Consider the following 13,273-nt stretch of genomic DNA (forward strand, 5'->3'; position numbering starts at 1 on the left):
GCCGTCGGCGTCGACAGCGGTGTCGCGCCGGCCCGGGGCGAAGACCGTCGCACCGCCGGTGGATTCGCGGTTCCCGCACGGTCCGCTGCTGGTGCTGGACGGTGACGGAACAGCGTACGGGGTCGGCGGGATCGTGCTGGACTGTCCGGCGACCACGGTCCCGGAGCTGGTGGAGTGGACGCTCTCCGAGTCGGGCGTCGGGGCGTCGCGGCTGCACCGCAACGGCAAGGACGCCGATCCGCTGGTCGTGCTGACCGCCGCGGCTGCGGAGCGGCTGGGGCTGCCGCTGGAATTGGAGGACCGGCGGGGGCTGCGGCTGCCGGAGGACCACAAGGTGGTCAGGCAGATCGCGCGGGCGGGGTGGAAGCTGACCCAGCGCGGGTTCGGGCCCTGGGCGCGGATCTACCGGCCGGCGACCGGCGGGCAGCGGCAGTGCGTGCAGCTGGCTGTCCTGCCGTGGGAGGCGCTGGACGCCCGTGCCTGGGGGGAGGCCGCGCGGCTGCCGGCGCCGGAGTTGGCCCGCGTCCTGGGTGCGTACGCGATCCGGGTCATCACCCCGCGCGGGTCCGCCGCGACATCGGGGCTGGAGCTGATGTCGGCGATGCGGCCGCCGACCCGGGCGGTGAGGAACGAGGCCGGCGCCTGGGTGTCGGCGCCGAACCCGGGCGCGCTCACCGAGCCGGTGGACCCGGCCCCGCCCGAGGCCCCGGTGGAGCACCCGGTCGCGCAGGGCTGGCAGCGCGGGTTCCTGGATGAGGAGGCGTACCAGTGGGTCCGCGACATCGACACCCTTGAGGACGCGGAGTGCCTGCTGCCGTACGCGGTCGGTCTGGACATCAACACCGCGTTCCTGGCCGCCGCCTCCCGCCTCACCGTCGGACTGGGCGCGCCGGTGCACCGGGTGCGCCCGGTGTTCGACAAGAAGGTGCCCGGCAGCTGGTACGTGGACCTGTCCGGCATCGAACTGGACCCGCGACTGCCGAGCCCGTTCACCCCGTCCGGCGCGCGGCCGACGGGTCCGGCCTGGTACGCCACACCCACCGTCGCCTACGCGGTCGAACTCGGGGCCGAGGTGGCGCCGGTCGAGGGGTTCCTGCGGTTCGAGGCCGGCGCGTACCTGGACCCGTGGCACGACCGCCTCAAGGACGCCTACGTGAGCACGATGGCGGGCCTCGGTGTCCCGGTGGGCAAGGACGCGGACGAGCGGGAGTTCCTGGCGGCGATGGAGCACCACAAGGAATCGGACCCCGGGTTGGCGTGCGTGCTGTCGGCGGTCAAGGCGACCGTGAAGGGCGGGATCGGGAAGCTGAGGGAGCGGCCGCAGGGCCGGCACTACCGCGACGGGGAGCGCTGGCCGGCTTTGGAGCGGCCGACGTGGCGGCCGGACATCCGGGCGGCGGTGATCTCCAGGGCCCGGGTGAACATGCACCGCAAGATGGCCAGGACCGCGGCCGCGACCGGCCGGTACCCGCTCGCTGTGCTGTCCGACTGCGTCGTCTACCCCTCGCCGGGCCCGTCCCCGCTGGACTTCCTGCCGCTCACCGAAGAGGGCCGCGTGGTGCCGGGGACGTTCCGTCTCGGCGCGGCGCAGGGCCTGGCGAAGCTGGAAGGTGTGCAGCCGATGGTGTGGGCGGTCGAGTTGATGGACAAGGGCCTCAACCCGGCCAGGCACATCAAGGGCGACGGCCACGACGCCGTCCTGGACGAGGGGGAGTAGCCGGTGGGGGACATCGACGACGCGCTGGACCGTGCCGGGGCCGAGGCGTTCACCCGGCAGCCGCCGAAGACGCCGCTCGCCCAGATGCGGCTGCTGCTCCGCGCGGAGAAGGGCAGCACGAGGGCCGTGGCGCGCCGTCTGGGCGTCTCGCAGCGCACGGTGGAGCGCTACCTCGCAGGCCAGCGCAAGCACCCCCGCAAAGCTCTGCGGGACGCGTTGGCCCGCGAGGTCCCGAAGGTGTGGCAGCCCCGCGTCCGGCAGCAGGCCCGCAAGCGGGCCGCCAGCACCACAGGGATCACGGTGGAGACCCGGGCCCGCTTCGGCTACACCGCCCCGGTCGGCACGACCGACGACCCGCGGATGCGCCGGCTGACCGTACACCTCCCCCCGGACTACGCCAGGCGCCTCTTCACCGCCCAGCAGCAAGGAGCAAGCGACCGACAGCTTCGGGAAATCGTCGCCGAAGGACTGCAGGAGATCTATTTCAAGGACAACGGCGCCCGCGCCCAAGGCCTCGAAGTCGCCATCACCGACATCGACTACTTCGATGTCTCGTACTGAGATCATCAGCGGATGAGGCCCTCGGGCGGACGGGCGCGCGCCGGCCGGAGGCCCACCGCTGCCTCGTTGCCGGTGCCCGGGTGCGATGTGTGGCGGGGTGGCGTGGCGTCAATGATGGTGTCTCAGGGGTGTTTGTGCTGGTGGTGTTGCTGGTTTGCGGGTCGCTGACCTGGGGTGATTCGTGATGGGGGTGTGGCTGTCACGGGTCGGCACATCCCGCACCGGCCAACTGTTATGGGAACGGCACTTCTGCGGGCGTCGGTGGGGAGGAGGCTGATCTAGCCTGACTCCCATGCACGTTATGACTCCCGCCGAATGGCGTTCCTTCGTATCGGCCGGTACCCGCACCGGCAGCCTCGCCGTCCAGCGCAAGGACGGCCGCCCGCATGTCACGCCCATCTGGTTCGTGCTTGACGACACCGACCCGGACGACGTCCGCGTTGTCTTCAACACCGGCCACGAGAAGCTCAAGGGCATGGCTCTGCGCCGCGACCCGCGCTTCGCGCTGTGCGTGGACGACCAGCAGCCGCCCTATTCCTTTGTCATGTTCGAGTGCACGGCCGATCTCGTCGTGGACCCGGAGCAGTTGAAGATCTGGGCGACGCGGATCGGCGCTCGCTACATGGGTGAGGAGAACGCCGAGGCGTTCGGCGCCCGCAACGCGGTACCTGGCCAGTACCTGGTCCGCGGCCGCATCGATCGGGTCACGGCGCGCGCCGAGATCGCCGGCTGACGGCCGCACAGCACGGAGCGGCGGCGGTGCGAGCGTCGGGTGCTCCCCGGAGTTCCGTACCGCCGCCGTACGCCGGGGCCGACGGCGCTCGGTGACCGGTGCGCCGGCACAGCGCGGTCGCCGCTCACGGCCCGGCCGGGCCACCCTCCCCCCGGCCGGCACCACCGGCGAGGTCGGCCTCGCCCACGACCTGCTCACATCCCTGGGTGAACCGCCACTGCCGCCGGGCGAGAGCATCCCGTACAACCCGCTGCCGCCGCGGGCATGCGGCGGCAGCACGGCACAAGGAGACAGAGATGGAGATCCTGCCGAAGAAGCCGTCCGCCAAGGGACCGGCCGAGCGGTTCACCGGCGACGTCTGGAACGACGACGTCGTCGCCGGCCGGGAACCTTCCCGGATGCGCGTCAACGTGGTGCGCTTCGCCCCAGGCGCCCGTACCGCCTGGCACTCGCACGCGGTCGGGCAGACCCTGCACGTCACCGAGGGAATCGGGCTCGTGCAGTCCCGCGGCGGCGAGGTCGTCGTCGTGCGTGCCGGTGACACCGTCCACACGCCACCGGGCGAGTGGCACTGGCACGGCGCTGCCCCCGACCACTTCATGACCCACCTCTCCCTGCGGGAAGGCCCCGGCGAAGGGCGGGGCCCGGAGTCCGAGTGGGCCGACCACGTCACCGACGACGAGTACAACGCCCGCTGAACGCCCGCTGACCACACCTGCGGGGGGGCACGAGCTCGCCGGACCACCGGCCCGGGACCAACGGCTGCGGGCCCTGACGACCAGACGGATTCCAGGGCCCGCAGCCGTTGCCGGTACCGCGACCCGCGGTCCTGCGGCACTGGAGTGAGCCCTGCGCACCGACGCTCCCCCGGCGGGTACGCGGCCGGGGTCGTCGTATCAGTCGAACGCGACCTCACGGGGAATCGGCATACAGCTACGCCCTTCTGGGAGTGCGCCAGGACCAGCACTCCGTCGGTGTCCACCATCACCTCGCCGCCCGCGTCCCGGGGCCGTTTCCCAGCCAACCGCCACGCGCGCTCTCGGACTTCGGCCGTGACCGGCGGACGGGCGCGAACGCGCAGCCGGACCGGCTGCGGCCGGCCCGTCGTTCAGGCGGGAGCCGGTCGCATCCGGGGCAATCGGCCCGGACACAGCGGCCCGGCCCGTAGCAACGGACGTCTGCCAGGCGGTCCCCGCGCCCATGGCCACCGCGAACAGAACCTCCAGCGCGACGTTGCCCGGATCACGAACCGCCCGGCACCTGACCGGCGCTCAGGTGCCCATCGTCAGCCCCGATGACCTGTACGGGATATCCCAGCGAGGCGCCTTGAACGACAGTGACGAGCGTCAGGCAGACCTCGCGGAAGAACGCCTCCGTGCGGCCGGCGCGATCCGAGCGCGTCCCGGGTGTCGGTCGGGCACCGCGTCCCCGTCACCGCTGATGACAAGGCGATGCCCCAGCATTGCCGGTCAGCGTGAGCTCACCGGCTTCCCGGGGGCCTGTCCGCAGAGCGACCTGACTCATTCACCCCGAACTCTCGTGACGGTTCGTCGGTTCTTCCGGCGGTCGTTTCGCGGCGGTGGGCCGGCCGTGGGCTCGGCACTGCCGGCGTCCGGGCCGAGGAGGGGCGCGATGTGACCGAGTCCCGCACCGTACCCCCGAGGCGGTCGTGTCCGTTCCGGGCCTCAAGCCGTGGCACCGTACGCGCGCGCCCACGTGACGCAGACCGGTCACCGCCCGTGACCACTCGGATGCTTCTGCTGTGGCGGGAGGACCGATGTCGTTCTAACGTTCAGACACCGGGAGAATCCGACATACGGGATATAAGCCCTGATGTTGGATTTTCAATGACGTTTGTCGTCAGGAGGATTCATGTCGGTGATGACTGGCACTCAGCCCATGCAGCAGTTCGGCCAGCAGATGGGCGGCGGCCACCAGCAGATCGCCCAGGCGGTCCAGCAGGCGGTCCAGCAGGCCTGCCAGCAGACGGCCCAGCAGGTCGCCCAGCAGGTGCAGCAGACGCTGCAGCAGCTCCAGCAGGTCCAGCAGCAGCTCCAGCAGCAGGGCATCGCCCACCACGCGCACCCGTACCTGGCCATCGCGCTGCACCGGTCGCTGCACAGCGGCATCCGCAACGCGGTGGAGCAGTCCGTCCAGCAGGCTCTGCCGACCGCGATCATGGCGCTGATCCAGCAGACCCACCAGGGTCAGCAGGGTCAGCAGGGTCAGCAGGGTCAGCAGTGGGGCGGCGGCTACGGCCAGCAGGGCGGTGGCCAGCAGTGGGGCGGCGGGTTCGGCCAGCAGCCCTACCAGCAGTACCAGCAGCCCGGCTTCGGCATGGGCTGACGCCTCGGCGGCATAGTGCGGTGTGCCCGGAGTTCCCGGACACACCGCGACCGCTGTGGATCGCGGGCCGCCCCCAGGCCGTCCGACCAGGAGCACAGGAACAACCCAGGCGTGGTGAAGGTGGACGTGATGCTCAAGAACAGGCCCGAGAACGGCAGCGACAGCGGGTCCGGAGGTACGGGAGCGGCCGGACCCGAACCCGCGGGCCGGAAAGCAGGACCGGCCGACGAAAGCGCGCAGGCACCCCTGCCGGTGCGGTCGCGTCGGCAGCGGTACATGGTGACGCCGCTGCCCCAGCACCTGCTCCCGCCGGGGGTGACCGCGCTCAGTATGGACGCGGTGTGCGACCGGCTGGACCGGATGGCAGGTGTCAAGGTGACCCGCAGACTCCGGCCGTCGGAAAAGCTCGGCTCAGCGGGGCTGCAGCCGTCCTGCCCCGAAATCGCGGTGGTCGAGGCAGCCGAGGACCAGGTGCCGGCGATGCGGTCGGTGCACGTCCACGTCGAGCCGGACCTGCCGCTGGGCGAAACCGGTCCCGCCGCCGTGGCGGCCGCGGGTGTGCCGCTCAGAGACCCGGGGCTGGTCCTGCCGCTGGAGCACGCGGTGGAGATCTCGTTGCGTGTCTGCGGCCCGGAGGGCGAACCGCTGGCCGGGGCCGGAGTCTTCCTGGTGGGCGGTTCGTGGCCGGCCCAGGGGATCACCGGTGCGGACGGAACGGCGACCGTGCCGCTGGCGACGGAGACCGCGCAGTCCGTCCAGGCCTTGTACGTCCGGTCGGCGGGGGGCTACATGGACCGCTGGATCAACCGCCCGGACCTGTCGGTGACGCAGCCGAACCTGATCACCCTCACGCCGCTGGCCAAGGTGTACCCGGGGCTGGACGAACGGCAGCAGTACGGCTGGGGCCAGCAGGCCATGCGGCTGGACCGGCTGCCGCCCACGTTCCGAGCCTTCGGGATCAAGATCGCCGTGATCGGTTCAGGGGTCGCCACCGAGCACAGCGATCTGAGGGACCAGGTGCGTTCCGGGGCGGATCTCGTCAGCGGTACCGAGCGCGGCTGGGCCCACGACGCGCTGGGCACCGGCACCCACTCGGCGGGCATCATCGCCGGGGCGGACACCGGCACCGGCGTGGTCGGCATCGCTGTCGACGCCCGGATCGAAGCATGCAAGGTCCTGCCCGGCGGCTGTTTCAGCGACTTGATCGCCGCTCTCGACCACTGCATCGACCAGGAGGTCGACATCGCCCACATCGCGGTGGCCACCTCCTACTCGTCGGCGCTGGTCTCCCGCAAGCTCGCCGATGCCAACGCGGCAGGGATCGCCTGTGTCGCCCCGGCGGGCGACACAGGCGGACCGGTGGCCTTCCCCGGCTCGCTGCCCACCGTGTTCACCGTCGGCGCGCTGGGAGTCTTCGGCTCCTATCCGCCGGACACATCCCATGCAACGCACACGGGCCCCGCACTGACCCCGGAAGGCCTGTTCGCCGCGCCATTCAGCTGCTATGGAACCGGAGTCGACGCGGCCGCCCCCGGTGTGGCGGTCCTGTCGTGCTCGCCTCGCGGCGGATACACGGTGCTGGACGGCACCATCGCCGCCTCGGCCCACGTCGCAGGCCTGGCCGCACTGGTTCTCGCCCATCACGAGGACTTCCGCGGCGACTTTCCGCCGCGTGGACCGGGCCGCGTGCAGCGCCTGTTCGAGATCATCGCCCACAGTTGCCGCCGACTGGCCGCCCCGGGCACCGGGGAGGGAGCCCGTACCGGGCGAGGCCTGCCCGATGCTCTTGTCGCTCTCCATCTGACCCCCGGCGTACAGCTCGCCCCGACCCTCTCCCCCTACGCCGCGTCCACCGCCGGCAACGGCTCGTTCCCCAAGTGAAACAACCCCACGGCGCCCCCGAGGAGACAGGGCCGCGCCACCGCCACCGCCGCGAAATTCCGCCTGTTCCCCGCACCAGCCGGAGGCTAAGTGGTGGCGCGGCCAAGTCCCAAGCGGGGTCATGAGTTGTGGTCCCGTGTCGCCCGGGGCGACCGGTGTGCGGAGACCCCGGGCCGGGTGGCCACCAGACTGCGGATCGTGGTCGACCACAAGCCGTACCCCAGGCCGCCGACGCCGTCGTCGGCTGCGTACGCACCGCCGTCCGGTGCGGCACCGACGAGACGGACCTACCGCTGCCTGCCGACAGTGCCGGCCGGATGCACGACCAGACCGCCATGCGCACCGACCCGGCTTGCCCGGCGGCCGGCCCACGGGCACCGTCGTCCGCTGCTACGAACGGGGCGGGTCACCACGATGCCCGCCACACCGGGGAGGCCAACCGCCGGACCACCTCTGGCGGGGCACACCACGCCGCCATTCAGGTGGCATTGATTTCCGCTTCGCCCCACTACGGCCGTGTTCGTTGACCGAATCCAGTCGGTGGGTTCTCATAGACGAGAGCAATGCCGGATGGTGCAACTGGCAGCACGCCTGACTCTGAATCAGGAAGTTCGAGGTTCGAATCCTCGTCCGGCAGCCCAGAAAACCAGTTCAGTCGTCGCCGCGTGTGGACCTGGCCCCGCGGGACCTGGCGGGGCGCGGTCGCCGCGTGCACGGTCACCTGGTCATGGCCACGCCCGCCGACGCGACCGCCGCGACGCCGCCAGGGAGGTGCTCCTCCGGCTGGATGCACTCCGCGGCCCGGCCCTTGGTGACGGCGGTCCGCGCCACCCGCCGTCCGCGTCACCACGCTCGCGTCACCTCGCCGGCCCGCGTGGCCGGCCGTGCCGCCCTCGGGCCATCGCTGGCGCGCGGCCGTCCAGGTCCTGCTCCGGGCCGGCGTGGCGCGGCGATGGTCAGGGTGGGGCGGCGCGGTCGGCCCGGGACCGCTGGGGCCGTGCAGTCTGCTTCCCGGCCGGTGGATCACGGCGCCCCCGGTGGCGTCACCCTGTCAGGGCCGCCCGGGCCGCTGTGAGGGTCTGTTCGGCGTAGCTGCGGCCGAACAACACGGTGTGCACCAGCAGTGGGAAGAGCTGGTGCAGCCTGATGCGGTCCTCCCAGCCGTCGGCGAGCGGCGCCGCCTGCTGGTAGCCGTCCAGTACCCGGTCAAGGTGCGGGCAGCCGAACAGGTGGAGCATCGCCAGGTCGGTCTCCCGGTGTCCGCCGTGCGCGGCCGGGTCGATCAGCCAGGCGTGTCCGTTGCCCCACAGCACGTTGCCGTTCCACAGGTCACCGTGCAGCCGGGCGGGCGGCTCGGCGGGGCCCGCCAGCTCGGGCAGCCGCTCGCAGACGCGTTCGACCACGGTCGCCTCGGCGTGGCGCACCGTGCCGTCGTCGACCGCGCGGCGCAGGTAGGGCAGCACACGGTGCTCGGCGTACCAGTGCGGCCAGTCGTTGCCGGGGACGTTGCGCATCGGGGCGAGCCCGATGTACGCGTCCTCGGGGCCGCCGGGCGGCGGGGTGCCGAACGCGGGCGCGCCGGCGGCGTGCAGGGCGGCCAGGTCGCGGCCGAACCGGGCCGCTGCCTGGACGCTCGGCCGGCCGGCCGGGATCCGGTCGGTCACCAGCCAGCGCTGGTCGTGGCCGTGCACGGACGGGACAGGTACCGTGCCGGCGTCGGCCAGCCAGCGCAGCCCCGCCGCCTCGGCCCGCATCGCGCCAGGGCCGTCACCGCGCTTGACCATCACCACCTGCCCGCTGTCGAGCACGACTTCCGTGAGCGTCGCGGACAGCGGGCGCTGCCCGGTCACCGGACGCCCGGTCAGCCGGGCCGCTGCGGCAGCCGGACCTTCGCCGGGGCCGGCCCCCGGACGGGCGGTCATCCGCCTGGGTGCTCACGCACCCAGGCGAGCAGGCCGGGCGTCGCGGCTTCGATCATGGCCAGCACCTCGTCGAATCCCTCCGGGCCGCCGTAGTACGGGTCGGGCACGTCCAGGTCGCCGGTCGCGTCCGGGTCGAAGGACCGCAGCAGCCGGACCCGGGACGGGTCGCCGACCAGCCGGCGCAGCGCCTTGTGGTGGCCGTGGTCCATAGCCAGGAACAGATCGGCGTCCAGGTGCTCGGCACCGACCCGGGCCGCGACGTGCTCGACCGGGTAGCCGTGCCGGGCCAGCAGTTCGCCGGCCCGCTCGTCGATGGGTTCGCCGACGTGCCAGGGGCCGAGGCCGGCGCTGGAGACCCGTACCGCGCCGTCCAGTCCCGCCCGGCGCACGTGCTCGGCGAACACCAGCGCGGCGGACGGCGACCGGCAGATGTTCCCGGTGCAGACGAAGCAGATGTGCACGGCCCCAAGCGTACGGCCGGGCACCGCGGTCCCGCCGGGACGGGTCCCCGTGGCACCACGCCGCCGGCGGCACGCAGTCGCGCCACGGCGTCAGCATCCCGGTCGGGTACGTGCTCGGCCAGGTCCACCGCTCCGCATGCCGTGCGCAGCCCCTGGGTCTCCAGTGCGTCTTTGAGGGTGACCGGCAGCCCGAGCAGCGCCCCTCCGGCACGGCCACCGGCCCGACGTTCGTCCGCGACTGTGGCTGCGGTCAGCGCGCCCTCGCCGTCGAGGGTGACCACCGCGTTGTACTTCCGGGGGACGGGCGATGCGTTCCAGGTGCGCGGTGGTCAGTTCGCGGCTGGAGACCTCACCTCGTTCCAGGGCGCGTAGTCGCTCGCTGGCAGAACGGTGCGTCAGGTCCATGAAGGGTGAGGGGCGGCCGCCCGGACGTCAGCCGCATCTCCGCGCCGGTCGCCGCCCAGGCCGCCAGGCCGACCAGGCCACCCCCGATCAGCGCGCCGCACAACACCCAGGCATCGCTGCGCGCGTACACCGCATGCTCGTACCACTTCAGGCCGAGGATCAGCAGGGCACCGAGCCCAAACCCCACCGGGGGGCCCGCCGCCACCAACGCCCAGTCCGGCTTCCGCACAGCGTCTCCCCCAACCAGCACCGCCGCACACCGATGTGCCCCCAGCTTCGCGCGAAACGCGGCGGCGTGCCAGACCACGAGCGCATGACCGAGCCATTCGCACTCGGACTGCCTCGCTGGAGAAAGGAGCTGCCGGAGCAGCCTGAGGCCTGTGGCCCTTCACCGGGTTTCGATACGGCGTGCCAGCAGGCTCTCAGCCGACTCGCCACCCAGCCGGCGGGTTGTCGGCACCGAGGTGATACGGCCGGTGCAGCAGCATGGGGTCGATCCGGTCACCGGGCACGAACCCGAGTACGGACGAGACCCTCCTCGTGGCCTGACCACCACTCCGACGGTGTCCGGCGAAGCGAAGCAGGTGCCCATGCCCAGAAGGCCGGAGGCCGGGAACCTGCGAACGAGTGATACGTGCACCTGGTCGGCCGCACCCCGATTGCTGTGCCCCGGCAGTACGTCTGTGATGAAACGGGGCGTCATATGACGTCCCGTGGATTCGTCTTCTGCGGAGGTATCAGTGACATCCCCTCGGTTGTCCGCAGCCCTGGCCCTCACGGCCGGGCTTGCCGGTTCCCTGCTGTTCAGTACTCCCTCATCCGCTGCCGTGGAGGCGCGGACGTCCACCGCGGACCGCACCTCCGCACCGGCGGCGTCCGCCTCGCCGGTGCCGCGTGAACGGGCGGCGGCGGACACCCGGCCGAGGGACGTCCAGGACGGGACCCAGGCGGACGCGAAATGCCTGGGGCTGGTGCCGTCGCCCTACCCCTACGCGCAGACACCGTTCGTCTGCAACGACTGGCGGCTCGGCCCGGCCGTCCTGCCGCTCACCGGGATCCTCGGCGGAATCCTCGACGGTTACAACCGGTTGGGCGACCGCACCCCGGTGGAGTTCCTCAACCACTGGTGGGACCCCGCGGCCGACGTCGGCCGGGGCAACTGGAGGTTCCCGAGCGACGACGGCTTCTCGCATGACAACGCGGGCCACGTCATCGCCGCCACCGTCACGCTCCACCCCGGCGAGCTGCTGGACCGCTTCGGCAATGAGTTCGGCAGCTTCCTCGCGCCGGCCGGCGCGAAATACGACGAGCGCTCGATCCCGCCGTCGAGCCTCAACACCGAGGACCCGCGTTACCCGTACAACTACCACCTGTTCCGGGTGAAGAAGGACACGGTCGTGTGTGCGGGCCCTGTCGCCCCGTTCTACGACCAGCCGGGCCAGGGTGTGCAGTATGTGACCTCGGTGACGTCCGGGAGTACGTACTGCCCGACGGTGCAGACGGGCCAGTCGGTGAACTCCCTCGTGCGCAGCGGCAACCTTGAGCGGGCCAACTGACTCCCGAAGGCGAGAGTCGGTACATGGACCGGCACCAGCTGTACGAGGCGCTGCAGGCGGCCGGAATTCCGGCCGCCCTGTACGAGATCGCCGGCTGCCCGGGCGGCCCGTGGCCGACGGACCGTCTCTACCTCGAAGAACAGGAGGGACAGTGGGCGGTGGGCGTCCAGGAGCGCGGCGTGCGCAGGGTACTGGAGCGGTTCCCCGACGAGGACCAGGCCTGCCGCAGCCTCTATGACCTGCTGACCTACAGGGGGCCGCCACCGTCGCCGCTCACACCCGAGGAGACCGGGGAACTGCTGCACGACAGCGAAAGCATTCAGCGCCGGGCCCGCGAACAGCTGGCGCGGGCGCTGGAAGCCGCCCGGCGGCCACCCCGGGGAGAGGCCGGGACCTGACGCACGAGCACAGGTTGCGCACCGAGGTGATCGGCAGCGCCCCGCGACCTCGGCCCGGCCTGCTCGCCGGCGGGCGGCCCGGAGCCAAGTCCTCCTGCTGGAAGGCGGGCGGCGTACCGAGTCGCCGCTGAACGAGGGGCGCCGGTTCGGTGTCAGTGAGATGGCGTCGGTGACGGTGTGTCAGGTAGCGTTTTTCGGCCTGGGCGGGGTGCGGGGATCTAGCGTGTGCGGCATGGCTGTGGAGATCACCGAGTTGAGCGACGTCTACGACGCGGATTTGCGTGCGCTGCTGGTCGCCGAGAACTGGCGGACGCTGGCGGAGGGTTTGATCGACGCCCGGTACCGCCCGTACGAGAGGCTGTACGTGGCGTTGAGGGCCGGGACGGTCGTCGGCTTCGCGGAGGGCACATTCCACGACGGCGCTGAGTTCGGGTCGGGGGAGTATCCGCCGCCGCGGGCACGGGTCATGTCGCTCCTGGTCTCCTCGCAGGCACGGCGCGAGGGGGTGGGCACCGCATTGGTGCGCCGGTTTGCTTCTGATGCCCAGGCTGCCGGTCTCGATGCGTTGGTGCTTTACCCCGAGCCCCGCGACGCGGCCGCCCGGCTGGCGTTTTTCACCAGATGCGGCCTGAGCAAAGTGGCCGCCGGCGAACTCTTCGGCGCGCGGCTCGGCGCCGTCCTGGCAAGCACTGCGTAGACACTCCGCCGGCGAGCTCAGCGGCGGGCGGCGTAGCGGATCCAGGCGTCGGTGAGGGCCTGGAGGGTGGCGGGGGAGGCGCCGGGTGCCTTCGAGGTGCGGGGTACGTCTCAGGTCCGCGGCGTATCCCCCGGCGGTACGGCCATCGGAGCGAACCGGCGGCGGGCTCACGGCGGACAGGGTGACGTGGTGCTGAGAGGCCACGGCATCGAGGTGCATCAGATCTCCTCTCCCACGTTCGGGAGTGCCGAGGAGGGCGGGCAGGAGATCATCGCCCTTCAGCGCACGGGCCGGATCACCGCTGCCATGTTTCCGTCCGACTGGCGCCTGCTCGCCTTCCTTCCCCATGCCCAGGCGGCGGGCCTCCGGGTGCCGGAGGACCTGTCGCTCACGGGGTGCGACGGGATCCTGCCAGGCATCGACCTCTTGGGATTCACCACCGTACGCATCCCGGTCGAGCAAGCGGCCCAGCGAGCGGTGGAGGTCATGAAAGCGCTGCTGGACGACCGGGCTCGGACGCCGACCGAGCACGAACTGCTGCCCGGCACCCTGGTGCCCGGCCGCAGCCTCGGACCGGTACCCGGCGCCGGATGACC

At 72.0% G+C, this 13,273-nt stretch carries 12 protein-coding genes, 1 tRNA gene and 1 pseudogene; 11 read left to right on the forward strand and 3 right to left on the reverse strand.

From position 1 onward, the window contains the following. The 7 genes from tap to VIW71_RS07125 form a co-directional block, all read left to right on the forward strand. Window positions 1–1,717: telomere-associated protein Tap (tap, locus tag VIW71_RS07095; protein ID WP_331621140.1), on the forward strand; the 1,717-nt coding region annotated here is incomplete at its 5' end. Window positions 1,718–1,720: 3 nt separating this feature from the next. Then, a complete protein-coding gene (gene tpg, locus VIW71_RS07100) occupies window positions 1,721–2,278 on the forward strand; it encodes a telomere-protecting terminal protein Tpg (RefSeq protein ID WP_331621141.1) in 558 nt (185 codons plus the stop codon). Between the two features lie 292 nt (window positions 2,279–2,570). Next, window positions 2,571–3,011 carry a PPOX class F420-dependent oxidoreductase gene (locus VIW71_RS07105; RefSeq protein WP_331621142.1) on the forward strand — a complete coding sequence of 147 codons (441 nt, stop codon included), beginning with the start codon at window positions 2,571–2,573 and terminating at the stop codon, window positions 3,009–3,011. Between the two features lie 296 nt (window positions 3,012–3,307). Next, window positions 3,308–3,709 (forward strand): (R)-mandelonitrile lyase, encoded by a 402-nt coding sequence (locus tag VIW71_RS07110; RefSeq protein ID WP_331621143.1) that lies wholly within the window; start codon window positions 3,308–3,310, stop codon window positions 3,707–3,709. Between the two features lie 1,174 nt (window positions 3,710–4,883). After that, window positions 4,884–5,357, forward strand: a complete 474-nt coding sequence (locus VIW71_RS07115) for a hypothetical protein (protein WP_331621144.1) — start codon at window positions 4,884–4,886, stop codon at window positions 5,355–5,357. A 129-nt stretch (window positions 5,358–5,486) separates the two neighbouring features. After that, the gene (locus tag VIW71_RS07120) at window positions 5,487–7,238 is read left to right on the forward strand and encodes a S8 family serine peptidase (RefSeq protein WP_331621145.1); all 1,752 of its coding nucleotides are present in this window, start codon (window positions 5,487–5,489) and stop codon (window positions 7,236–7,238) included. Window positions 7,239–7,802: 564 nt separating this feature from the next. Next, window positions 7,803–7,875, forward strand: a tRNA-Gln gene (locus VIW71_RS07125). Window positions 7,876–8,281: 406 nt separating this feature from the next. Here VIW71_RS07125 and VIW71_RS07130 read toward each other — a convergent pair. From VIW71_RS07130 to VIW71_RS07140, 3 genes and pseudogenes are all read right to left on the reverse strand, one after another. Further along, window positions 8,282–9,160, reverse strand: a complete 879-nt coding sequence (locus VIW71_RS07130; protein ID WP_331621146.1) for a fructosamine kinase family protein — start codon at window positions 9,158–9,160, stop codon at window positions 8,282–8,284. Beyond that, window positions 9,157–9,621, reverse strand: coding sequence for a low molecular weight protein-tyrosine-phosphatase (locus VIW71_RS07135; protein WP_331621148.1), 465 nt, complete (start codon window positions 9,619–9,621; stop codon window positions 9,157–9,159). Before VIW71_RS07135 ends, VIW71_RS07130 begins: the two co-directional genes overlap by 4 nt. A gap of 116 nt (window positions 9,622–9,737) precedes the next feature. Continuing rightward, a pseudogene (locus VIW71_RS07140) lies at window positions 9,738–9,902 on the reverse strand (amidase family protein); the annotation flags it as partial. 879 nt (window positions 9,903–10,781) lie between these two features. Between VIW71_RS07140 and VIW71_RS07145 the strand changes: the two are divergent. From VIW71_RS07145 to VIW71_RS07160, 4 genes are all read left to right on the forward strand, one after another. Then, window positions 10,782–11,582 carry a TNT domain-containing protein gene (locus VIW71_RS07145; protein WP_331621149.1) on the forward strand — a complete coding sequence of 267 codons (801 nt, stop codon included), beginning with the start codon at window positions 10,782–10,784 and terminating at the stop codon, window positions 11,580–11,582. A gap of 23 nt (window positions 11,583–11,605) precedes the next feature. After that, the gene (locus VIW71_RS07150) at window positions 11,606–11,980 is read left to right on the forward strand and encodes a hypothetical protein (protein WP_331621150.1); all 375 of its coding nucleotides are present in this window, start codon (window positions 11,606–11,608) and stop codon (window positions 11,978–11,980) included. Window positions 11,981–12,212: 232 nt separating this feature from the next. Beyond that, on the forward strand, window positions 12,213–12,677 hold the full coding sequence (locus VIW71_RS07155; RefSeq protein WP_331621151.1) for a GNAT family N-acetyltransferase: 465 nt from the start codon (window positions 12,213–12,215) through the stop codon (window positions 12,675–12,677). A gap of 189 nt (window positions 12,678–12,866) precedes the next feature. Continuing rightward, window positions 12,867–13,271, forward strand: coding sequence for a substrate-binding domain-containing protein (locus VIW71_RS07160; RefSeq protein WP_331621152.1), 405 nt, complete (start codon window positions 12,867–12,869; stop codon window positions 13,269–13,271). Window positions 13,272–13,273 lie beyond the last annotated feature (2 nt).

The sequence above is a fragment of the Streptomyces sp. genome (assembly GCF_036524955.1).
In the GTDB taxonomy this organism is placed as follows: domain Bacteria; phylum Actinomycetota; class Actinomycetes; order Streptomycetales; family Streptomycetaceae; genus Actinacidiphila.

Excerpts from the sequence above, each read along its gene's own strand:
- VIW71_RS07115 (WP_331621144.1), top strand. The coding sequence starts at position 4,884 with ATGTCGGTGATGACTGGCACTCAGCCCATGCAGCAGTTCGGCCAGCAG.
- VIW71_RS07120 (WP_331621145.1), top strand. The coding sequence starts at position 5,487 with ATGCTCAAGAACAGGCCCGAGAACGGCAGCGACAGCGGGTCCGGAGGT.
- VIW71_RS07150 (WP_331621150.1), top strand. The coding sequence starts at position 11,606 with ATGGACCGGCACCAGCTGTACGAGGCGCTGCAGGCGGCCGGAATTCCG.
- VIW71_RS07130 (WP_331621146.1), bottom strand. The coding sequence starts at position 9,160 with ATGACCGCCCGTCCGGGGGCCGGCCCCGGCGAAGGTCCGGCTGCCGCA.
- VIW71_RS07110 (WP_331621143.1), top strand. The coding sequence starts at position 3,308 with ATGGAGATCCTGCCGAAGAAGCCGTCCGCCAAGGGACCGGCCGAGCGG.
- VIW71_RS07155 (WP_331621151.1), top strand. The coding sequence starts at position 12,213 with ATGGCTGTGGAGATCACCGAGTTGAGCGACGTCTACGACGCGGATTTG.
- VIW71_RS07105 (WP_331621142.1), top strand. The coding sequence starts at position 2,571 with ATGCACGTTATGACTCCCGCCGAATGGCGTTCCTTCGTATCGGCCGGT.